This window comes from Halomonas qinghailakensis (assembly GCF_025820815.1).
Classification (GTDB): Bacteria; Pseudomonadota; Gammaproteobacteria; order Pseudomonadales; family Halomonadaceae; genus Vreelandella; species Vreelandella qaidamensis.
Window position 1 is genome coordinate 938942 of sequence record NZ_CP096973.1, and the last position, 22463, is coordinate 961404.

15 protein-coding genes and 1 tRNA gene are annotated in these 22463 nt (G+C 54.4%); 7 read left to right on the forward strand and 9 right to left on the reverse strand.

Going from position 1 to position 22463, the window contains the following annotated elements:
* Nucleotides 1–144: 144 nt before the first annotated feature.
* A complete protein-coding gene (locus M0220_RS04385) occupies nt 145–819 on the reverse strand; it encodes a GntR family transcriptional regulator (protein WP_264018789.1) in 675 nt (224 codons plus the stop codon).
* A gap of 265 nt (nt 820–1084) precedes the next feature.
* Between M0220_RS04385 and M0220_RS04390 the strand changes: the two genes are divergently transcribed.
* The 6 genes from M0220_RS04390 to M0220_RS04415 all read left to right on the forward strand — a co-directional run bounded on the left by M0220_RS04390 (nt 1085) and on the right by M0220_RS04415 (nt 8757).
* Nucleotides 1085–2641 carry an ABC transporter substrate-binding protein gene (locus tag M0220_RS04390; protein ID WP_264018790.1) on the forward strand — a complete coding sequence of 519 codons (1557 nt, stop codon included), beginning with the start codon at nt 1085–1087 and terminating at the stop codon, nt 2639–2641.
* Nucleotides 2642–2724: 83 nt separating this feature from the next.
* Nucleotides 2725–3702, forward strand: a complete 978-nt coding sequence (locus M0220_RS04395; protein ID WP_030069576.1) for an ABC transporter permease — start codon at nt 2725–2727, stop codon at nt 3700–3702.
* Nucleotides 3699–4532: an ABC transporter permease gene (locus M0220_RS04400; protein WP_030069574.1), complete on the forward strand. Its 834-nt coding sequence runs from the start codon at nt 3699–3701 to the stop codon at nt 4530–4532. Before M0220_RS04395 ends, M0220_RS04400 begins: the two co-directional genes overlap by 4 nt.
* Before the next feature lie 10 nt (nt 4533–4542).
* Nucleotides 4543–6198, forward strand: coding sequence for an ABC transporter ATP-binding protein (locus M0220_RS04405; RefSeq protein WP_264018791.1), 1656 nt, complete (start codon nt 4543–4545; stop codon nt 6196–6198).
* A 36-nt stretch (nt 6199–6234) separates the two neighbouring features.
* Nucleotides 6235–7617: an FAD-binding oxidoreductase gene (locus M0220_RS04410; protein WP_264018792.1), complete on the forward strand. Its 1383-nt coding sequence runs from the start codon at nt 6235–6237 to the stop codon at nt 7615–7617.
* A 30-nt stretch (nt 7618–7647) separates the two neighbouring features.
* Nucleotides 7648–8757, forward strand: coding sequence for a pyridoxal phosphate-dependent aminotransferase (locus M0220_RS04415; RefSeq protein WP_264018793.1), 1110 nt, complete (start codon nt 7648–7650; stop codon nt 8755–8757).
* 54 nt (nt 8758–8811) lie between these two features.
* On the opposite strand, the gene M0220_RS04420 is transcribed toward M0220_RS04415, so the two are convergent.
* The 8 genes from M0220_RS04420 to M0220_RS04455 all read right to left on the reverse strand — a co-directional run bounded on the left by M0220_RS04420 (nt 8812) and on the right by M0220_RS04455 (nt 21292).
* Nucleotides 8812–9768, reverse strand: coding sequence for a branched-chain amino acid transaminase (locus M0220_RS04420; protein ID WP_264018794.1), 957 nt, complete (start codon nt 9766–9768; stop codon nt 8812–8814).
* Nucleotides 9765–10871: a class II histone deacetylase gene (locus M0220_RS04425; protein WP_264018795.1), complete on the reverse strand. Its 1107-nt coding sequence runs from the start codon at nt 10869–10871 to the stop codon at nt 9765–9767. The genes M0220_RS04420 and M0220_RS04425 overlap by 4 nt, the downstream gene beginning before the upstream one ends.
* Nucleotides 10872–10881: 10 nt before the next feature.
* Nucleotides 10882–11931, reverse strand: a complete 1050-nt coding sequence (locus M0220_RS04430; RefSeq protein WP_264018796.1) for a histone deacetylase family protein — start codon at nt 11929–11931, stop codon at nt 10882–10884.
* 31 nt (nt 11932–11962) lie between these two features.
* Entirely contained in the window at nt 11963–12901 is a 939-nt protein-coding gene (locus M0220_RS04435; protein WP_264018797.1) for an ornithine cyclodeaminase family protein, read from the reverse strand.
* 1 nt (nt 12902) lies between these two features.
* Complete coding sequence (locus M0220_RS04440; RefSeq protein ID WP_030069556.1) at nt 12903–13259, reverse strand: RidA family protein; 357 nt, start codon at nt 13257–13259, stop codon at nt 12903–12905.
* 144 nt (nt 13260–13403) lie between these two features.
* Nucleotides 13404–14171 (reverse strand): helix-turn-helix transcriptional regulator, encoded by a 768-nt coding sequence (locus tag M0220_RS04445; RefSeq protein WP_264018799.1) that lies wholly within the window; start codon nt 14169–14171, stop codon nt 13404–13406.
* Nucleotides 14172–14342: 171 nt separating this feature from the next.
* Entirely contained in the window at nt 14343–20819 is a 6477-nt protein-coding gene (locus M0220_RS04450) for a calcium-binding protein (protein ID WP_264018800.1), read from the reverse strand.
* A 386-nt stretch (nt 20820–21205) separates the two neighbouring features.
* Nucleotides 21206–21292: transfer RNA gene (locus tag M0220_RS04455), tRNA-Leu, on the reverse strand.
* A gap of 113 nt (nt 21293–21405) precedes the next feature.
* Between M0220_RS04455 and queA the strand changes: the two genes are divergently transcribed.
* Complete coding sequence (gene queA, locus M0220_RS04460) at nt 21406–22437, forward strand: tRNA preQ1(34) S-adenosylmethionine ribosyltransferase-isomerase QueA (protein ID WP_264018801.1); 1032 nt, start codon at nt 21406–21408, stop codon at nt 22435–22437.
* Nucleotides 22438–22463: the final 26 nt, after the last annotated feature.

Sequence of the window (22463 nt, forward strand, 5' to 3'; positions counted from 1 at the left end):
TGTCCTTGATCGTCAAACGTCCGAAAACGCTATCTTGCCAGACCTAGCGCAAAGCGGCATCTGTTCACATGTGAACTATTCATTCACAGGATTTATCAACGTCGGACACGTCTCCAGCTTTTTCTTCAATTAATTCTTCGCCGTTCAATCGCCCACACTGCGCACTACGAAGTCTCTGGCGACACCGATATGGTAATCAATCGCTTCACGGCAAGCCTCGGCGCTGCCGCTACCCAATGCATCGAGCAGCTGGAAATGGCTAGTGGCAATGGTATCGGGGGCTTCGTGGGTTTTGGTAATCAGCGTAATGCACAGGCGCAGCTCGTGGGTTAAACCATCAAAGGCCCGCAGCAGCCGCTCGTTGCCTGCGTAATGAATCATCAAACGATGAAACTGCAAATCCTCCTCAATGCGGCGTGTTCCATCATTGCTGGTGGCCGCTTCGCACAACGTGTCTACCTGCTGCTTTAGCGCACGCTCAGCCTCGCAGCTATAGCATTCCGACAGGCGTTGGATCGCATGGCGTTCAAGGCATAGCCGCAGATCGAAGACATCCTCCAATTCAACGGCATTCAACGCTCTGACAAAAAAGCCACGCCTTGGTTTTGAGACCAAAAGTCCACGACTTTCCAATAAACGCGCGGCCTCGCGAACCGGCGCTCGGCTGACGCCTAAATCCCGGGAAAGCTGCACTTCCGAAAGCCGCTCACCGGGTAAAAAGTGTTGCTGGATAATCGCTTGCGTCAAATAGTCGGCCACCTGTTCAACAAGGTTTTGCTGTTGAATAAAAGCGCCGGGAGCCGCTGCTGAAGGGGCCATAGTGTCTACTCTTATAGCGTGTTACGTGCTTTTAGTATGACGCAAAAAAGCGCTCTGTCGATGAACGATTGCCGACTGTCGACAGTTTTACAAACCACTGCTATGTTCAAAAAGGTCTCGCATCACGACCACAACAACGATTTATAACGGCAACTCATAACAACGCTCTATCACAACAATCACAACTGGGCTGTTTTGTATCACGCCTCGCTCGCCTAACGACAACGTAAATCTATTACGTGCTAATAACCGAGGAGCAGGAAACATGAAGACACCACTGGCTTTGGCAATTTCCGCTGCAGCATTCGCTTTTTCGTCGGCCGCTCTATCAGACGACCCGAAACAGGGCGGCACTGTTAACACCATTATTCAACCAGAACCGCCAGGCTTAGTGTTGGGGATGGTGCAAAACGCCCCTACACGCACCGTGGCAGGCAATATCTATGAAGGGCTGCTGCGCTACACCACAGACCTGGAACCCATGCCGCAGCTCGCAGAGTCATGGGAAGTCAGCGACGATGGCCGCACCTATACTTTTCATCTGCGTGAAGACGTCACCTGGCACGACGGTGAGCCCTTCACCGCTGACGACGTGGTATTTTCTGCCGATGTTTTCCACCGCGAGCTGAACCCCAGTGCGCGGGCCGTTTTACAACATGTGGAAAGCATCGAAGCAACGGATGACCACACCGTTGTATTTACCTTAATCGAGCCCTTCGGCCCGTTCCTGATCTCCTTTGAAGCAGGCACCTTCACTATGGTGCCTGAACACCTTTACGCGGATACAGACTTCCGCAACAACGAACACAACGACCACCCGATTGGCACAGGCCCTTTCAAGTTTGCTAATTGGGAACGCGGCACCGTCATTGAGCTGGTTAAAAACGATGACTACTACGAAGACGGGCTCCCCTATCTAGACGGCGTCAACTGGCACATCATTCCAGACGGCGGCTCCCGCGCTGTCGCCTTCGAGAATGGCTCCATCGATGTCCTGCCAAGCGGCACCGTTGAGAACTTCGATATTCCGCGCTTATCCGCCATGGATAACGTCTGCATGACGGAAGAAGGCCACGAATATTTCAGTCCCTTCGCCATGCTGTGGATGAACAACCGTGAAGGCCCCACCGCCGACAAACGCTTCCGCCAAGCGGTGATGTATGCCATGGATAGTGAATTTGCCAAAGATGTGCTGTGGAATGGCTTAGGCAATGTGCCGCTCTCAGCCTTTGGCTCCAATGCGCGTTTCCAACATGACGGTTTAGAGCCTTACGATCACAATCCAGACCGTGCCCGTGAGCTGTTGGAAGAAATGGAGTATGACGGCGAAGAAATTACCATTCTGCCACTTCCTTACGGCGAAACGTGGACCCGCTGGGCTGAAGCTGTACAACAGAACCTGCGTGAAGTGGGTATTAACGTAAGAACCCAAGCCACCGACGTAGGCGGCTGGAACCAGCGCCTGGGCGACTGGGATTACGATCTCGCCTTTACCTACCTGTTCCAGTATGGCGACCCAGCGCTGGGCATTTCGCGCACCTACCTTTCCGACAATATTGCCAAAGGCTCACCCTGGAATAACGTAGAAGGCTACGAAAACGAGCGGGTCGACGAGCTGTTTAACGCTGCGGCCACGGCCTTCCCTGATGAAGAGCGTGAAGCGCTATACCGTGAAGTGCAGGAGATTCTCCACGAAGACGTGCCTGTCGGTTGGTTGATGGAGCTTGGCTTCCCTACCCTTTACCGCTGTGACGTAAAAGACCTCGTGACCTCCGGCGTGGGTGTTAACGACGGCTTCAAAGATGCTTGGCTAGACCGCTAGTTTTAGCCACAGCCCCACCCAGGTAGCGCCAGCTGCCTGGGTGCTTCAGCCATGTCATGAAGGTGTCGGTCAGGAAGGTGTCTATGGTTTACGCTCGCTTGATAGTGATGCGGCTATTGAAGGCCGTTATCGTATTGTTCTTAATCGTTATTTTTAACTTCTTTCTTATTCAGATGGCCCCCGGAGACCCTGCGGCGATTTTAGCCGGTGAGGCGGGCGCGGCTGACCAGGAGTTTCTCAACCAGTTACGTGAACGCTTCGGACTTGATCAGCCGATATATGTGCAACTGTGGCGTTACGTATCAGGCATTGCCATGCTCGATTTTGGTTACTCCTATCGGCTTGGTGTACCTGTTTTTGATCTGATTATGGATCGCTTACCCGCCACGCTGTTGCTAACCGGCACGGCGTTTGTGCTCTCGCTGGTGCTCGGCATAGTGGCAGGTTCCATGGCAGCGGCGCGGGTTAAAAAGCCCTCTGGCTCGCTAATTATGGCGCTGGCCTTAGTGTTTTATGCCACGCCCTTGTTTTGGGTAGCACTGATGTCGGTGGTGGTGTTTTCTGTTTATCTTGGTTGGCTGCCCGCTTATGGTCTTTACACGGTTGGCGCGGGCCACACTGGCTTTGCGCTTGTGCTGGATGTCGCCAAGCATTTAATACTGCCTGCCACCACGCTGGCGCTATTTTTTATGGCGATTTATACCCGTATGACGCGCACCTCAATGCTCGATGCAGCCCAGCAGGACTTCGTTAAAACCGCCCGTGCGAAGGGTTTAAAGCCTAGCGTCATTCAGCGCCGACACATTCTGCGCAATGCCTTACTGCCGATTATCACCCTGGCAGGCTTGCAGGCTGGGCAGATGGTTGGTGGCGCTATTCTGACGGAAACCGTATTTGCTTGGCCGGGTATTGGGCGACTGATGTTTGAAGCGCTACAGCAGCGTGACTACAACCTGTTGCTGGGTATTTTCTTCTTCTCAGCGGCGTTGGTGATTGTCTTCAATATTCTTACCGACTTGGTTTACCGCCTGGCTGATCCGCGCATTAAGGGGGCCTCATGAGCTTTTTCGCACGCTTTGCGCAAAACCGTGGTGCCCTGGTAGGGCTGATCATTCTGCTATTGATTATCGCCATGGCGATTCTTGCTCCGCTGCTATTTCCTGAGTCTCCCTGGCGCATGGTTCAGCGTCCCTTTTTGCCGCCGCTTTCCCAGGACGGTTTTCTGCTGGGCACCGATACCATGGGACGCAACGTGGCTGCAGGGTTAATGCATGGAGCCTGGGTGTCGCTGCTGATTGGTTTGGTATCCACTAGCGTTGCCCTACTAATTGGCGTGCCGCTGGGAGCGATTGCGGGCTACTACGGGGGGCTGATTGACGACGTACTCATGCGCTTTACCGAGTTCTTTCAAACCATCCCCAACTTTGCCCTGGCAATTGTGCTAGTGGCAATTATGCAACCCAGCATCACCTCCATTGTGCTGGCAATTGCGCTGGTCAGTTGGCCCCCGGTTGCCCGTTTGGTAAGGGCTGAGTTTATGTCGTTGCGGCACCGTGAATACGTTGAAGCGGCTCGCTTGGTTGGCCAAACCAATAGCACCATTATCTTGCGTCAGATTCTGCCTAACACGCTGTCGCCAATTATTGTGCTGGCCTCGTTGATGGTCGCTACCGCTATTTTGCTGGAATCAGCGCTGTCGTTTTTAGGCTTGGGCGACCCCAATGTGATGTCCTGGGGCTACATGATTGGCGCAGCGCGTACGGTTATTCGTCAAGCGTGGTGGCTGAGCTTCTTTCCTGGTGTAGCGATTCTGCTCACCGTTCTAGCATTGAACTTAGTCGGTGAAGGGCTAGACGATGCGCTTAACCCCAAACTTTCCCGCGAGCGCTAGGAGCCCCTTTATGACGGTCACTACCAATTCTAAAAAAGAGCATCCATCAGCTGAAACAGTACTTAGCATTCGTGACTTAAGTGTGGCGCTACCCAAAGGGGCCGACCGAGCCTTGGCGGTGGAAAACGTTAGCTACGACGTTAATCGCGGCGAAATCATGTGCGTGGTCGGGGAGTCCGGCTCAGGTAAATCCATGGCTGCTAACACTGTGATGGGACTGCTCCCTAAAGGCGTTCGCCCCGTTCAAGGTGAGGTCAACTTTCTGGGACAAGACGTTATTTCCCTCACCGAGAAGCAGCATCGCGCCCTGCGCGGCCTTAAAATCGGCATGATTTTTCAGGAACCGATGACTGCGCTTAATCCGTTAATGCGGGTCGGTGCCCAAATTGCTGAGGTGTTCGAAGCACACGGTCAATTAACCCCCAAACAACGGCAAGCGCGCGCTCTGGAGCTGCTGATTGAAGTCGGTATCCCGCAGCCAGAAAAAGCCATTAGCGCTTATCCTTTTGAGCTTTCAGGCGGCCAGCGGCAACGCGTCATGATCGCCATGGCATTGGCCCTTGAGCCCGTACTGTTAATCGCCGACGAGCCCACCACCGCGCTGGATGTGACTACCCAGGCCCAAATCCTTGAGCTTATTCGTGATCTGCAGCGCCGCCGTGGTATGGCGGTGATGTTTATTACTCATGATTTTGGGGTCGTGGCTGAAATTGCCAACCGCGTTTGTGTTATGCGCCATGGTAAAATTGTCGAAATCGGTGAAGCAAAAGAGGTGCTGGAAAATCCACAAAATGCTTATACACAAGCACTGATTGCCGCCATTCCCAGCAATGCCGTGCCCCCACACCGTGAGACAAGCCAGGTGGCCCCGCTGCTAGAGATCAAACAGCTAAATAAAGTCTTCCGTTCACGCGGGGGATGGTTTAAAACGGCCCGCGAAGTTCGCGCGCTGGATGATATCTCGCTAACCTTGGCGCGCGGCGAAACTATCGGCATTGTTGGCGAATCGGGGTCGGGGAAATCTACCCTTGGCCGCTGTGTGGTGCGTCTTGAACATCCAGATAGCGGTGAACTGCTGCTCGATGGTGTTAATCTTTCACAGCTAAAGGGCGATGCATTGCGTCGTGAACGCCACCGCGTGCAGATGATTTTTCAGGACCCCTACGCCTCGCTTAACCCACGTACTCGGGTCGGCATGGCGATCGCACAAGGGCCTATGGCCAATGGCACCCCCAAAGCCACTGCCCTGAAACAAGCGGGGGAATTGCTTGACCTAGTGGGTCTTGGCGCAAGCGCCGTGGAGCGCTACCCCCATGAGTTTTCCGGCGGGCAGCGCCAGCGCATTGGCATTGCCCGTGCGTTAGCGTTAAATCCAGAGCTTATTGTGGCAGATGAAGCGGTCTCAGCACTGGATGTGTCTATTCAAGCCCAGGTGCTTGAGCTGCTTGAAGAACTGAAGCAACGGCTTTCGCTTTCACTACTGTTTATTACCCACGATTTACGGGTAGCTGCGCAAATTTGCGATCGCATCGTGGTAATGCAGCATGGCCGTATTGTTGAGCAAGGCAGCGCTGAACAAATATTCCTTCAGCCAAAAGAAGCCTACACCCAGTCGCTGCTTGATGCGATTCCTGGTCGTCAAGCGCCGGTGGCGGCTACCGCCTAATCATTAAATCGTTAACCTCTTTACCAAGGAACACCCATGCAGATAACCCTGGAGGCGCTGCGTAAACTTGTTGGTGCTGCCCATGTGCTCACGGGCAATGATGTCACTAGTCGCCGTGTTGACTGGATGACCGGTGCGCCCTGCCAGGCAGGCGCCATTGTGCGCCCGGCAGATACCGAACAGTTAGCGGCTGTTATGCAGGCATGCCACGCGCTTAAACAGCCAGTGGTAACCCACGGCGGCTTAACCGGTTTAGTGCATGGCGCGGAGGCTAGCCCAGGGGAGCTGGTCATTTCCCTGGAGCGCATGACCGCTATTGAAGAAATTGACCAAGTCGGTGGCACCATTACCGTGCAATCCGGAGCGCCTCTTCAGCGGGTACAGGAAGCTGCTAACGAGGTTGGCCTTCAGTTCCCGCTGGATTTAGGCGCACGCGGAAGCTGTACGATTGGCGGCAATATCGCCACCAATGCTGGCGGTGTGAGGGTGATTCGCTACGGCATGATGCGCCAGCAAGTACTGGGGCTGGAAGCAGTGATGGCCGACGGGCGTGTTGTCAGCTCCATGAACCGCATGCTGAAAAACAATGCAGGGTTTGATTTAAAGCAGCTATTTATTGGCAGTGAAGGCACCCTTGGGATTATTACACGCGCCGTGCTGCGGCTACAGCCGCCTACTCCTAGCGAGCAAACGGCGCTGGTGGCCTGCCCCTCGTTTGACGCGCTCACCGGGCTATTAAGCCATATGGGCAAAGCGCTTGGGGGTGGCCTGGGTGCGTTTGAGGTAATGTGGCAAAACCACTATCGCCTGCTCACTGAAACCCTGGCGAGGCACACGCCCCCGATCCCAGCAGAACACCCCTTTTATGTGATTATCGAATCACTCGGCAACGATGAAACCCACCATGCAGAGCAATTCCGGGCAGCGCTTGAACAGGCATTTGAACAAGACTTAGTCGTCGATGCGGTGATTGCCCAATCAAGCGCACAAAGCGATGGTCTCTGGGCGATACGAGAAGATATTGAAGGGCTCATCAAGGGGCTGGCACCCATCTTTACCTTTGATGTCAGCCTGCCCATTGCCGATATGCAGCGCTATACCGATGCCTTAGAGAAGCAACTGGTACAACGCTGGCCAGATGGCCGCTTGGTGGTATTTGGCCACCTTGGCGATGGCAACCTGCATATTTCTGTTAGCGTTGGCAGCGATGCACCAGAAGAGCGCCATGCGGTAGAAACACTGGTTTACGAGCCACTTAAAGCACTAGGAGGCTCTGTTTCAGCGGAGCATGGCATTGGTTTAGAAAAGCGCCCCTGGCTTAGCACCTGCCGCTCTCAGGCGGAAATTGAATTAATGCACACACTCAAGCAGGCGTTTGACCCGCACCAGCTGCTTAATCGCGGTAAGATTTTGAGCTAACAATATTCACTTTTCTCTTAGGATACCAATATGCCCTCCTACCCCTATCATCTTACTGGTGACGGTCCCCTTAATCCGTTTCCTGGGATTAAAGTTTTGGAGCGCCGCATTGGCCGCGAGATCCCTCATCGATTGGGCTCTAATGAAGGGCTGGACATGCCCCATCGTGCGCTACGTGAGCATTTTGGCGATGCTGTCGTCGAGCATGTTTATTGCTACGGCGATGCAGAAGCTCTCGGCGTGCGTCAGCGACTAAGCGCCCAGCAAGGTATACCGCTTGACCACTTGCTGGTGGATGCCGGTGCCGACAGCTTGATTGCGTTAGCACTGCGCACCACCTGCACACCGGGCGACACCGTGGTTAGTACGGCGGGCACTTACCCAACCTTTGGTTACTTTGCGAAAGGCCAGGGTTGCCACTTAGTAGAACCTAGCTATGTTGAAGCCCCTGGCCTACTGGCCCCTGATTTGGAAGCGTTAGCGGCGGCAGCACACCAGGAAAATGCCCAGCTGGTCTATTTAGCCAACCCGGATAACCCTAGCGGCCACCTGCATAGCGACAGTGCCATTCTCAAGCTGCGCGACGCACTGCCGGATACCTGCTGGCTGCTGCTGGATGAGGCGTATGGCGATTTTCGTGATGACGCCAACAGTGACTTCGCGGCCAAGGCACTTCCTGGTGTCATTCGCCTACGCACTCTGTCAAAAGCCCACGGCTTAGCAGGCTTACGCATTGGCTATGCGATTGCTGACCCTGATGTGCTTGCCTTGATGATGAAGGTACGCATTCACTACGCGGTATCCACCTTTACCCAGGCAGCCGCAGAAGTCGTGCTCGACCACCCTGATGAAGTTAACCAGCATATTGCGGAAGTGAAAGCACGGCGGGAACAGTTAGCAGCTCATTTCCAGGCACTGGGTGCCGACGTACTGCCTAGCGCCACCAACTTTATCGGCATTCGCTTACCAACTGCCGAACTGGCCGAGCGGGTAAACCGTGAGCTACTGGAAGCAGGCCGTTTAATCGCCCGCCCCGCTCACCCAGCGCTTGGTCATGTCTTACGCATCACCGCTGTCGCGGATGCTTTGGAACCAGGGCAGCTGGCGATTCTTGAGCAGGCCATTAAAGAGAATGCCTGACAGCACTGGCTGTCAGGCATTATTCAAACACTGGGCGGGTTAGGTAGAACGAACCTAAGCGGGCGTTAACCAGTGCTTGAACGCGGCCAGCTCGCCACGCACTGCTTGGCGATACAGGCGCTGCAAGCGCGCGGTCACACTGTCGTCCGGTATCGGCGCGTCGACAGCCGGCGCACCCGCCCTTACCCCGATGCGGCGGCCATCCAGTTCACGCAGAGGAAGGATTTCCGCAGCGGTACCGGTTAAGAACGCTTCATCGGCGGTATACAGCTCATCACGAGTGATGCGTCGCTCGCGCACTTCAATGCCCAGCGCCTCGCGGGCTAACTGGATCACGCTGTCGCGAGTGATACCCTGCAAGCAGGACGTCACTTCGGGCGTGTGCAGTACACCATCGCGCAATAAGAAAACATTAGCGGCGGATGCTTCGGCCACATAGCCTTCCGGATCGAGCATGATGGTTTCATCAAACCCTGCTTTCACGGCGGTATTCAGCGCCAGCATCGAATTCACATAATGACCGCTGGTCTTGGCACGACACAGGCTGATATTGACGTGGTGACGCGCCCAAGAGGAGGTCAGCGCACGTAACCCACAGCGGGTTGCCTGTGGCGACAGATACGGCCCAAGATCCCAGGCAGCAATCATCACATGGGTGCTTAATCCTTTGGCTCGCAGGCCAAGGCCTTCCGCGCCAAGAAACACTGTTGGTTTAAGATAAGCGTTAGTTAGCTGATTTTTACGCAGGCACTCCTGCTGAGCCTCGATAAGCGCCTCTTCGCTAAAAGCGAGCGGAATATCTAAGGAGTGGGCGCTCTCTGCTAAGCGGCGGGTATGCTCAGCTACCCGAAACAGTGCCGTTCCCTGCTCCCCTTCATAAGCGCGCACACCCTCAAAGCAGCCCATTCCGTAGTGCAGCGTATGGGTAAACACATGAACCTTAGCCTCTCGCCAAGCCAGCCATTCACCATCCTGCCAAATCCAACCATCGCGATCATAAAGCGGTGTCATTGCGTGCATTGCTCCCACTGTTGGCGCCAGCCGTCGATAAGCGCCTGCTGGTGCGGTTGTAAGGCCTGATACCCCCAGGCAGCAATTTCATCGTTTTGCGGGTCGGGGACACGAATACTGCTACCAGCCAAGGTTTGAATAACGCCATGCCCACATAGCGGTACATAGCCTTCTGAGTAGCCGCCTTCATGGACGAAGACTAGCTTCCCCTGACAGCAACGGGCGGCAAGCGCTTTTAGTTGTGCGGTCATTTCGGCAAACGCCGCACTGTTGAGCAGCATCTTGCCTAGCGGGTCTTTGGCACAAGCATCATAGCCACAGGCCACCACGATTAAGTCTGGGTTAAACGCTTCCAGGGCTGGTAACACCAGCGACTCCATCGCATAGCGATAAGCGCCCAAACCACAGCCCGGCGGCAGCGGAAGGTTGAGATTTGCCCCCCGACCCTCGCCGTCTCCCTGCTCTTCAAAACTGCCGGTATCAAGCGGATAGTTCGCGGCTTGGTGAACGGAAACGGTAAACACCTCAGGCTCAGCGTAAAACGCCGACTGCTGGCTGTTACCGTGGTGCACGTCCCAATCAAGAATCGCTACCCGCTTTACCTGCCCCAAGGCCCGGGCACGCATCACCGCTACCGGGATGTTGCCCAGCAAACAGAAACCACGCCCCTGATCCGCCTCGGCGTGATGTCCCGGTGGGCGGCAAAGCGCATAAGCGTTATTGACATGCCCAAGCGCCACGTCCTCTACCGCTGCCACAGCAAGCCCCGCTGAGTGCCGTGCAGCGGCCCAGCTGCCAGGCGTAAAGGGTGCGCAGTCACCGCCGTTGCCACCGCCATTCGCATCGGCTTCCGCCAGCATTTTCAGGTAACGCGGGGTGTGAAAGCGCAGCAGGTCGTCCTGTGCAACAGCGGGTGGCTTAACCACCTTCAGTTCATCTATCAGGCCGCTGACTTCCAGCAAGTTCTTCAGCCGACGCTTGCTTTCGGGACTTTCCGACGCAGGCTGCGGCTGCAAAAACTCACCGGGTGCGGAAAAAACGCCAATCGCACCCTGGTCGTGCCAAAAACAACGTTCGTGCCAGTAAAACCCTGTGTGACTCATTTAGCTTCTCTCAACTTCTCTGATAACCGCGCATAAAAGCGGTTAGATTAGCGCTGAGATGTTCGGTCGGATAGCCGCCCTCCTGAATGACCACGGTGGGCTGTGATAAACCGTTCAACAGCTCACCCAGAGCCACAAAGGCTTCCGTTTCGACGTTAAACCCCGCCAGTGGATCATCCTTATGGGCATCCAACCCCAAGGACACCACCACCGCGTCAGGCTGGTAACGGTTGAGCTGCTCAATCAGCGTGGCCACGGCGTCCAGATAGGTCTCGCCATCACTGCCCAATGGCAAAGGTAGATTAACGTTGGTACCTTTGCCCTCTTCGCTACCCGCTTCATCCACGCCCCCCCAGAAGAAAGGGTAAAAGTCACTGGGGTCAACGTGTACAGAGCCGGTCCAGACATCCCCGCGCGAATAGAAAATATCCTGAGTGCCATTGCCGTGGTGTAAGTCCACATCAATGATCGCTACTTTAGCGAACTTTTCACGCAGCACGCTGGCAGCCAAGGCAGCGTTATTCAGCAAGCAGAAACCGCCCGCGTTGTCTGGCCCTGCATGATGTCCTGGTGGCCGACACAGGGCATAAGCACGAGAGGGGGAGTCGAGCGATGCTCCACTCATCACTTCCTCAGTTGCCGCCACGGCAGTCGCCGCCGAAGCGAGTGCCCCTTGAAAGCTGGTGTCGCTTAACGGGCAGGCCATATCGTGTAAATGCCAGCCCGCCTGGCCAACAGGGTGACGTGGATAGTGGCTCGCCCCCCCACAAGGGTGAACGTTAGGTGCTACCAGCGCCGCTGCATTAGGCAGCGCTTGCCAACGCGCATAAATCGTTTCCAAGAAGCGTAAATAGCGCGGCGTATGAATCTGCTCAAGGCGTTTACGCAGCGTCGGCGAGTCGGTTTCACTAGGTGCCGTTAGGCTCAAACCAGCCGCCGCTAGCCCTTTGCTAAGCAGCTCAGCGCGAACCGGCCCTTCAGGTGAAGGTGCCGGCTGACCGCGCAGCAGAAAGGTCGGCGGCGCATGGTGGTCTTGATCAGGGTGGTAAAAGCACTTCATGTGTCGCAGCCCTGCCTTTTTATCTTGGGAATCATGCTGTTGTCATAGCCTCCCATACTTCAATCGCCGCCGCTAAGTCTTCAAGTGATGCGCCCACTGATTTAAACAGCGTGATCGCATCTACAGAGCAACGACCCGGCTTAGTTCCCGAAAGCACCTCAGCAAGCTCTGCCTTGATCTCATCAAAACGGAATACGCCTTCGTCAATCGCTTGAAGAATATCGCCAGCTTCACCCTTAGCGCCTGCGTAGGTATCCACAAACACATCAGCGCGGCGCAGGCATTCAGCATCGGTTTCGCGCATCTGAGGGCGGAAAGCACCGATAAGGTCAACATGGGTGCCTGGCGTTAACCACTCGCCTTTAATCAAAGGCGTGGTGGAAAGCGTGACACAACTGACGATATCAGCTTGGGCAACAGCGTCTTGCAAATCGCCCACGGCTTGGGTATCGAAACGGTCGGCATACTCCTCAGCAATAGCAGAGGCTTTATCAGGGTTTCTACCCCACACTAAAACGCGTTTGATAGGCCTCACGCTGGCATGGGCTTCAATGACCATAGGGGCTAACTTGCCAGTACCCACTACCAGAAGCGTTTCGGCTGCTTCGTTAGCTAATGCCTGCGCGGCCAAAGCGGAAGCAGCTGCCGTGCGACGGCGCGTTAGTTCACTGCCATCAATACAGGCCAGCGGCTGCCCATGTTTGCCTTCGCTAAGCAAATAAAGACCTGAAATAGCAGGAATATTATGCTGGGCATTTTGTGGAAATACGTTGACCATTTTGACGCCAATATAGCCTGCTGTTTCCCAAGCAGGCATTAGCAGCATAGTGGCTTCACCGTCGGGGCGATGCATGGCGTGATGGTGGCGTGGCGGAGATTCAACACCGTTCACAAAGGTCGTATGTAGCCGCTTAATCAAGCCTTTCCAGGCAAGATGGCGTTCCACCTCCGCCGCTGATACAACCTGCATATTAAGCCTCCGGCAGCGCAGCAACGACCATGATTTCTACTTTCCATTCCGGCTTAGCAAGCTTAGCTTCGAGGGCTGCACGCACCGGCGGACGGCCAGGCACTACCCAAGCATCCCAAGCGGCGTTCATTTGATCAAACTCAGCCATGCTGGTGACCCAAATCTGGGCCGAGACCAGATGCTCTTTCGAGGTACCTGCTTGGGCTAACAGCTGATCGATACGCGCAAGTACTTGCTCGGTCTGGCCACGCATATCAGCGGTCGCATCGCTCGGTACTTGGCCGGCGAGATACACGGTGCCGTTATGAATCGCTACTTGGCTCATACGGGCATTGCTGTCTTGATAGGTAACACTCATGAGGTCTCTCCAAGGAAGGTAAGGTTCCTCTTGAGACTACGACGACGATGCGCAATGTGCTTGCCCGAAACTCTGCAACATTTGCCCGCAAGTGCTGAAATTCCGCAAGAATGAATACGTAGGCGGTGGACGTTGCAACGACGGCTAACGGTCTGAGGAGGGGGCAATTTCAAAGTAGCGCCGGTAGGCACGTGAAAAACTGCCTTGATCACGGAAGCCAACCAGCATAGCTATATGACCTAGGCTCAGCGCACTGTGGCGCACCAGGGTACGGGCATGTTCAAGCCGCCTGCGCTGTACATACGCCAAAGGCGTCACCCCGGTTAGTTCGCGAAAGCAGGCATGAAAATGACCAGGGCTTAGCGCACATAGTGCGGCTAACTGCTCAACCCGAATATCGTCCGCTAAGTGCTGATCCAACCACGCATCCAAGCGTTCTAGATCCAGCCGTTCACTGATACAGCGAGCGCCAATTTTATCAGCGACCTGCTTCGGCTCATCTTGAAGGTACATGTACAACGCCCGAAGCAGCAGCACAGCAATTTCATTTTGCAGCGCGGGGCACTGCTCCAACTGATGCGCCAACGCATGGGTAAGCTGATTAAGCGCCGGGGGCACGGTAAAAAAGCGCGGCTTATCGAACAGCCGCTCGATTTCACTACCTTTTTCTAAAACCGCCAAGTGCTTCACCGGAATATCCAGCACCAGCGTGCGGTTGCTGCCATCACCTTGGTATTCGTGGTGCCGGGACGATGGGATCAAACAGCCACGACGCGCCGTCACGCGCTCGCCCTGCCCTTCCATAGCAAGCTCCGTCACGCCACACGTTGCCAGAATTAACTGGTGAAAGTCGTGGGCGTGGGACACCTGCTCCGGGGCTAAATTGCGGTTATGCAGCTCAAACTGAACCATGGACGTACCGTTCGGCGTTACGTTAACAAGATCACTATAAAACGGCTGCCACTATAAAAGCGAGGAAAGCACCGACGCTTTCTTTTGCAGGAAAAAACGGCTGTACAAACAATACACATCACCGATGGAGGGCAATAGTGGCTACACACGCCAATATTGCCCTTACACAGCCTAAGCAAACGTGTTGTAGTTGGTATTCCAGTTAACGTCGTCAAAGTCACCCAAATTAATATTTTCAAACGTTGCCAGCGTATCAGCGTCAAACGTACTGTTTGAAAGGGCTTCAACACGCTGTAGCAGGGCATCGTCATCAATATCTTGGGTACTGCCGTCGCCCGCTAAGAGATAAACTACGTCACCGGTTTCAAGGCCTAGCTGATCAAACCAATCAACGCCGTTTTCGAACTCAGCGGTAGTGAACACAGCAAAGGCGTCGTTGATATCTAACGCCTGCACTTCACCGCTGATGACCAACCCCGAGCCATCACCACGCAGCGCAGCAAACTCCTCGGCGGTCAGTTCAACGCGCAGCTCATCAGCACCCGGCACATCACCAACACGGAAGTCAGTAATGTTCATCACCTCGCCACCAGACTGGCCATCTACCGTAAAGGTTTGGGCTAGTTGCTCAACGCTACCACCCGCTTCAGCACCCGGCTGGTGCTCGTAGCCATTAACGGTAAAGGCAATATTCAGATCCTGCTCATCGTTAGTGTTAAGCGGGTCATCAATTACGACAATGCTGGCGGCATCATCGACCAGAAACTCAGCAGGCTCATCCCCATTGCCCACCACATTCAGGGTGTAGATATTGTGGTAGGTGTCCTGGACTACCCATGTGGTGAGCGAAGAGAGCGGCACATCGCTATTGACCGCACCCTCCAGCAGCGTGCTGGCGGCGTCAAACAGTTGCTCTGCCGCACGGACATCTAACAACCCTGCATCAAAAAAGGCCGTTTGATCGGTATCTAACGCGTAATTTTCGGGGATGATTCTTCCGCTGACGAAGCGCTGCACCAGATCGCCCAGGGCGTACGAAACCGTTAACCCTGTTTGGTCAAAGTTGTCTAACTCACTGAGCACTTCAAAATCTTGAGAGCTGATCTCATCCGTATTAACGCGCACACTGTTCGCCGCTAACAGCACGTCACTATCGATAGCGTCAATAAGCCGCTGGGCATCATCTTCAATGACCCAGATCAGTAGCGTGTCACGATCCAGCTCAGCGGCATTGTTGGCATCTGCCAGTATAGGAGCAACAGTAGCGAGCAGTTGCTCACCTTCCGCGACGGTTAACGGGGTGACATTAAACGGTTGGTCAGCCAAAATTTGATAGCTGCCAGGACGCTCCTCCGTACTGGCAGGCAGTACCTCTCCCGCATTGATGACGGCAACCGCATCTTGCAGAAAGTAGCCTACTTCGATGCTATCGAGCGTCACGTTGCCTAGCGCAACGAACGCTTCGTACTCCTCGGCGGTCAGCAGCTCATCGGCTCCCAGCTGCAAGCTGATGTTATCCGCACCCAGTACCCATGCCTCTTCACTGGCTGCCAATAGATTAGTCGCCTGGGCATTGGTGATGCTCCAGGTCTGAAGAGTTTCCACGTTGACATCGCGGCTGTTTAGCGCCCCATCGACAATCGCCTGAACCGACTGATAGCGGGCTTGTGCATCTTCAACGGTTGCCAGTGAAAAGTTTGGTAGCTCAACACTGCTTGGGGTAATTTCGTAGCTATTGGCAATGCTTTCAATCTGGTTGAGCGTTAAATTGCTGGTTAAAATAAACCGCACCGGCGTGTCGCCAAGTTCAAAACTCTCTATCCGCTGTAAACGCTGTAAATCGGCAATTGCTAGAATGTCGTTATTCACCGATACCTGCTCTGCGCCGGTAATGTGCAGTGGGAACGCGGTGCCAACCTGGGTTTCAAGCAAGGCCGCTGACGTATCAACCACCGTCCACTTCAGCAGTGTATTTAACACAGGCGTCGGCGCATTATTGGCATTTGCCAGCGCAGATACCGCCTTATCTACCAGCGGTTTAACGTCTGCCGCGGTGAAGGTGCCAACCGACAGCTCTGCATCGGTAATACGATAACCCACGCTGTTATCATTCGGGTCTTTATTAAGACTTTCAACACCCTCTTGGTCGATCACCTGGAGTGCTTCTTCCAGGCTATACAACACTTCAATAGGGTCATTGGCGTACTGATAATTGCCTAGCGTTATCAGCGACTGATATTGGGCGTAAGTGATTTGATCATTGGTAATTGCCACCGTATCAGCCAGGGTGACATGGCCCTGGTTGATCGCTTGAATAACGTTGTCAGCCGTGTCGCTTACCGTCCAGTCAAACAGGGCCTGCACGGTTTGGTTATCATTGACCAGGCCGTTAGCGGCTTCCAATACGGTGCGGATATTGGCCAAGGTATCAGCAGACTCTGCGACGGTTAATGTCGCGGTAAAGGGCGCGGTATCATCTAGCAGGCTAAAACGTCCTGCTGGCGCGAGTAAATCAGCCTCTTCGGCACGCAACGCATCGCTAATATCGGCATAGGAGACCGCAGTCGCCTCACCTAAACTAAAATTATCCAGCGCCGCATCTAAGCGTTCATATTGTGCAGCGGTTAATGTGGGGTTAGTGACTTGAATCGTCTCTGCAAGCTCCAAGCCTTCCGGAAGATTAGCCCTTAGCTGGGACTGGATATTGTCATAGCTATCCAGCACGCTCCACGTATAGACATTGGTAAGATTCGGCGTGTTTTCGGCGTTATCCAGCAGCTGACGCACAGCGGCTAGATCATTAATAGCAGACTCGACGGTCAGTGACTGCGGCGCAAATAACGCTGTGCTGATCAGATAGTTCGCCACGACATCATCGGCACCCACACTAAATGCCTGCGCTAGCGTGTATTCCACCTGCTCGTCGCCGCGCTGATACCCAGCGTTATCGCTTTCAATGGCTAACAGCGCCGTGTAGTCGTCAAGCGTAATCGTTTGATCAGTAACACGAACCTCATCGGCGCGAGCGATATGCGGCGCGCCTTGTGCAGCGGCTAAAATCGCCTCAGCGGTATCGTTAATCACCCAGTTGTACAGCACGTCAGCGTCTAGCCCACCGGCGTTATTGGCACCGCTAATAATATTTTCCACACGGGCGAGTTCTACGCTGGCCTCAGTAACGCTACGCTCTCCAGGGTTATAAACGTCTAGCGCAAGTTGATAATTGCTCGCCAGCTCGATGTCGGTACTAACAGCACCTTCTAAGGTATAGAGAACAACGGTGTCGGCCAACTCAAAGTTCTCTAGCACCGCCAAACGTTCGTACTGGGCTTGATTAATCCCTGCATTGGCAACACGCACCTGATCCGCCAGCGTTACGTGGTCTTCAGCAATATCGCCAATGATGGTGTTGGCGTTATCGACCACTTCCCAGCTAAACGGCAGATCTTCGCGCAGCTCCGCGCTATTTTCAGCGTTAGCCACTAACCCTTCGATCTGAGCATAGTCTTCCCGTGCAGCTGCCACGGAGAGCTCGCCACCCAGACGAACCACCTCTGGATTGATCGCGTAATTGGTGAGCAGCGCGCCAACGTCTTCGGCGTCAATGGCTTCCGACAAGGTGTACTCGACGGTTTCACCAGTGCGTACGTAGTTACTCTGAAGCCCTGTTAGGGCTTCATACTGCGCTAGGCTAATCATGCCGTCATTAACGTTGACGGCGTTAGCGCGCAGCAAATGGGCAACATCGCCCGCGCCAAGAACCGCATCGGCGCTATCCAGCACCGTCCAGTTAAAAAGCTGATCGGCATTAAGCGAGTCTGAGTTAAGCGCGTTAGCCAGAATGTTTTCTACCGTGGCAAGCGTCTCTTGTGCTTCCAAAACGCTGACACTGCCCGCATTAAGGGGCGGCGCAAGGGCAATATCATAGTTGTCGGCAATCACCTCGGCCGCGACAGCTTGCGCCAAGGTGTAACCGACAACGGTGTCGCCTAGCTGAAAGTTGTCCAACGTATTTAGCTGGTCAAACTCATCGACGGTGAGAGAGCGATCACTGATCGTGATGGGGTTGGCACCGGTCACATGGGCATCATTGAGGTCTGCAATAATAGCAGTGGCGCTATCACTCACGGCCCATTGAAATAGCGACAGCGGCGGCTGATTATTGGCACCTTCCAACACCCGTGAAACATCGGCAAACGCTGAGGCGGCCTGGGCGACGGTCACGGTGCCTACATCGAGAGGAACATCAAGATCAATAAGGTAGTTGCTGGCCAGTGGCGCTGCTTCAAGAGCTTCCTCTAACGTATAACCAACGGCTGTAGCGCCTAACTCAAAATTGTCCAACGCATCAAGCTGCTTAAATTGCGCAGGGGTAATCACGGTTTCCGTAACGCTGACACGACGGGCTTCGTTAAGCTGCGGGTCGGCGCTGGAAGCGCCAATCACGTTTTCAAAGCTATCGAGAATGGTCCAGTCCAACAACATCTCGCGGTTTAAGCCATCCTCACCGGTATTAAGGGCGCGGTCCGTTAACAGTCGGGTTTCATCAATAAGCTCTGCAGCTTCACGCAGGCTTAGGGCATTTTTATTTAGCGGCACCGCTGGGTCTAACGTGTAGTTGGCGGGCATTTCTGCCGTTTCCAGTGCCTGTTCTAGCGTGTAAGGCACGACGGTGTTACCAAGTACGAAATTATCCAGCGTATTCAGGTCTGCAAACTGGTCCGGTCGAATCGTTTCATCCGTCAACGTGACGCGTTCCGCGCCTAAAACGGCAGGACGCTCCAAACCACCGGTAACCAGCACATCTTCGACGCTGGCGCGAATTGACCATGTGTAAATGTCGGAAAGCTCGATAGGCGCCGTTCCAACATCGTAATCACCCGCTAAAATCTTCTCTACCAATGCTAAACGGTCAGCGGCGACGGTCAGTCCTAGGGTGCCCGCAGAGAACGGCTGACCAGGATTGACCAAGTACTGCGATGGCAAGTCTCCTTGTTGCGCAAGATTAACCGCGGTTTGAAGCGTGAGATAAGGAAGATCAGCGCGAACATCAATCGTATTAGAAAGATCGCTATTGGGATTTTGGGCGGCCTGCTGAGCATCGCGCAGTGGATTGTTGTCCCCGTTTCGATAGGCATCAAGGCTGACATCTGCGCCCGCGTTATCAATAGCATCCAACGCTTGCTTTACTTGGCCTGTGATAGAAGGTAGCCCTAATACATCGGCCATTTGCTGATTGGTGAGTTCGCGACCTGTTTCATTGGCTTGATTGAACGCATTCGCCAAGCGTGACAGCGCATCGCTACTGCTAATCCCGGCGCTGTCAGCCATCGCCAGCAAGCTAGCCACTTTGATGCCTGCGATAAGCAAATCGACGCTAGAAGACGCTTCAGCCAAGGGGTCGGTGGTCAGTATGTTCAGGCGTTCGTCCAGGCCTAACGCGGTTTTAATCATGCTCTGGGCGTTAGCGTCATTGACATCAAACTGCGCCGATAGCTGGACCATCATGGTGGTCAACGGCGTGATTACCGTGGCGTTTTCTGGCGCGCGCAGCACCCCATTGAAGGGCAGGCCCGTGGCAATATCGACCCCACCTGTGGCAGTCAGAATACCGCTGCCCTGCAGGCCACTGAAGAAACCGTTGCTATTGGTTTCCACTTGATTGGCATTAACTGCGCGGGTAACGGTGGCACCGGCAATATAGCCATCAATCACATAACCGCTAATGGTCGGCGGCTGGGGTTCTGGTTCTGGCTGAGGCTCTGGCGCTGGTTGTGGGCTGGAACCACCGCCACCTCCCCCACCGCCGCCTGCTGCGGCCGCCCCTAACGCAAGCGCACCGCCGCCGAGATACAGCCAAGGTGGAATATCACCAAACGAGCTAACCGGTGTGTTGCTAGCGCTTGAACCGCCTATGCTGCTCGAGGTAGTTTCACTGCTGCTCATACTAGGTGAGAAAGAGGCGCTCGGCACAAATAGCAGTGCGCCAAAATCTGTACTTTCTGCAACACCTTGCTGTAACGCACTACTCGGGCTAATCAGTAAAAGATCGCCCTGCTGCACAACCGCGCCCCGCTCCACCAGCAACAGCGAGCCGTCAGCGCGGGTAATCATCACATTGCCATCGGGCAACAGCTCCCAGGTCTGCACATTGGGCAGCTGGCTTAACGGCACAAGAAGGCCGCTGTCAGCATCTAATTTTTCCATAAGTGCGGTGATCTCGACCACCACACGGCCACCTTCTAGCGCAACATCCGCAGCCGCTAGATAAATACGCTGGCCGTTATCCATTACCAATGTCAGGCTGCCATTGGGCTGGCGTATCACCTCAGCCACCCCTTGCAGGTCGTTAATGGCGACCATATCATCAGCCAACGCCTGCTGAGCCATCAACGGCAGTACGAGCGTTGCCGCCATGCCGCCACGCTTCAACACTTTCTGGTTTTTCGCCATCCAACGCCGAACGAAAGCAAGACGTGCCTGCGGATCAGCCGGTATTTCTATCCGTGCCACACCCTCCTGGGTATCAGCGAACGCCTCCCAGTCGCCCTGAGAGCTAACCGCACTCACCCTGACGCCATTAAGCAAGTGGCCGTTCATCACACCAGGCTGGGTCGACTTAAGAATATCGGCTGATGGTATCGCCATTGAGCACTTCTCCACTGAAAGTTCGCAGGCGCTTGGCGCCTAATCGTTTTTATATCCGGTTGGCGTTCATCGCCCACGCGCCTGCAGACACCGTGCTTATCAAGCGCATTAGAAAAATAGGCTTAAGTATTTCACAAAGAAGTGTTAACCAAACCCTGAAAAAGGCCGGTTAAAGTGCGGTAACAGAGCATTAGACACATCATCATTAACAAAACGTAGTAGCGAGCAACAAGATCAATGGACAAAAAGTGGACACTTGAAAAAACGGGGAGCTGAAAAACGGGGAGCTGAAAGCTGGCAAAAGAGGATTGAAAAACGACGCAAGCAGGCACAAACAAGCAGGCACAAAAAAGGGCCTAGCGATAAAACGCTAAGCCCTTAAAATTTGGTGCCGGTGGCCAGACTCGAACTGGCACACCCGTAAAGGCGGCGGATTTTGAATCCGCTGCGTCTACCAATTCCGCCACACCGGCAATGGATGCGCATTATACGGAGATAACCTCGCAGGTCAATCACATTGACTGACTTTATCTATCTAAAGCGCTATCCTATGCCGCCTGTTTGACCACTGAAAAGAGCCATTCCCATGCAGCGCGCGGACTTTCATTTCGAGTTACCTGATGAGCTAATTGCTCGCTACCCCTCTGAGCAGCGCAGCGACTGTCGTTTGCTATGCGTGGATGGCAAAAGCGGTGCGCTTGAGCATCGCCGGTTTCCTGATTTGCTTGAGCTACTCGAACCAGGCGACTTGCTGGTCTTCAATGACACGCGTGTCATTCCAGCGCGCTTGCACGGCCATAAGGCGAGCGGCGGAAAAGTAGAAATGCTGCTGGAGCGTCCGTTGGACAGCCACCGTGGTTTAGCGCATATCCGTTCGAGTAAATCGCCAAAACCAGGCACCGAACTGATCTTTGAAGGCGATATTCATGCCATTGTTGAAGGCCGCCGCGATGCGCTGTTTGAGCTACGCTTTCTAGGCGATACGCCGATGATTGCGCTACTTGAGAAGCACGGCCATATGCCGCTACCGCCGTATATTACCCGTGAAGATGAGCTGAGTGATCGAGAGCGCTATCAAACTGTATATGCTCGTCGCGATGGTGCCGTTGCGGCGCCCACCGCAGGGCTTCATTTTGATCAGCCCTTATTGGATGCTTTGGCCGAAAAAGGTATTAACAGCGCGTTTGTGACTTTGCACGTTGGCGCAGGCACCTTTCAGCCAGTGCGCGTCGACAACATTCTCGAACACCATATGCATAGTGAGTGGATTGAGGTTTCTGAGGCTGCTTGCCAACAAGTTCGCGACACTCAGGCCGCTGGAAAACGAGTCATTGCTGTCGGCACGACCAGCGTGCGCTGCTTAGAAAGCGCTTGCCTGAAAAGTAGCGATGGCCAGATCGCTCCGTTCAGCGGCGACACCGACATCTTTATCTACCCTGGCTACGAATGGCGCTGTGTGGATGCTTTGATTACCAACTTCCATCTACCTGAGTCGACGCTGCTAATGCTGGTCTCCGCGTTTGCAGGCTATGACCACATGATGCGCGCATACCGCGCGGCAGTAGACGAGCGCTACGCCTTTTTTAGCTACGGCGATGCCATGCTACTGACCCGCTAAGCACCACACACCCGCGCCTTAACCGA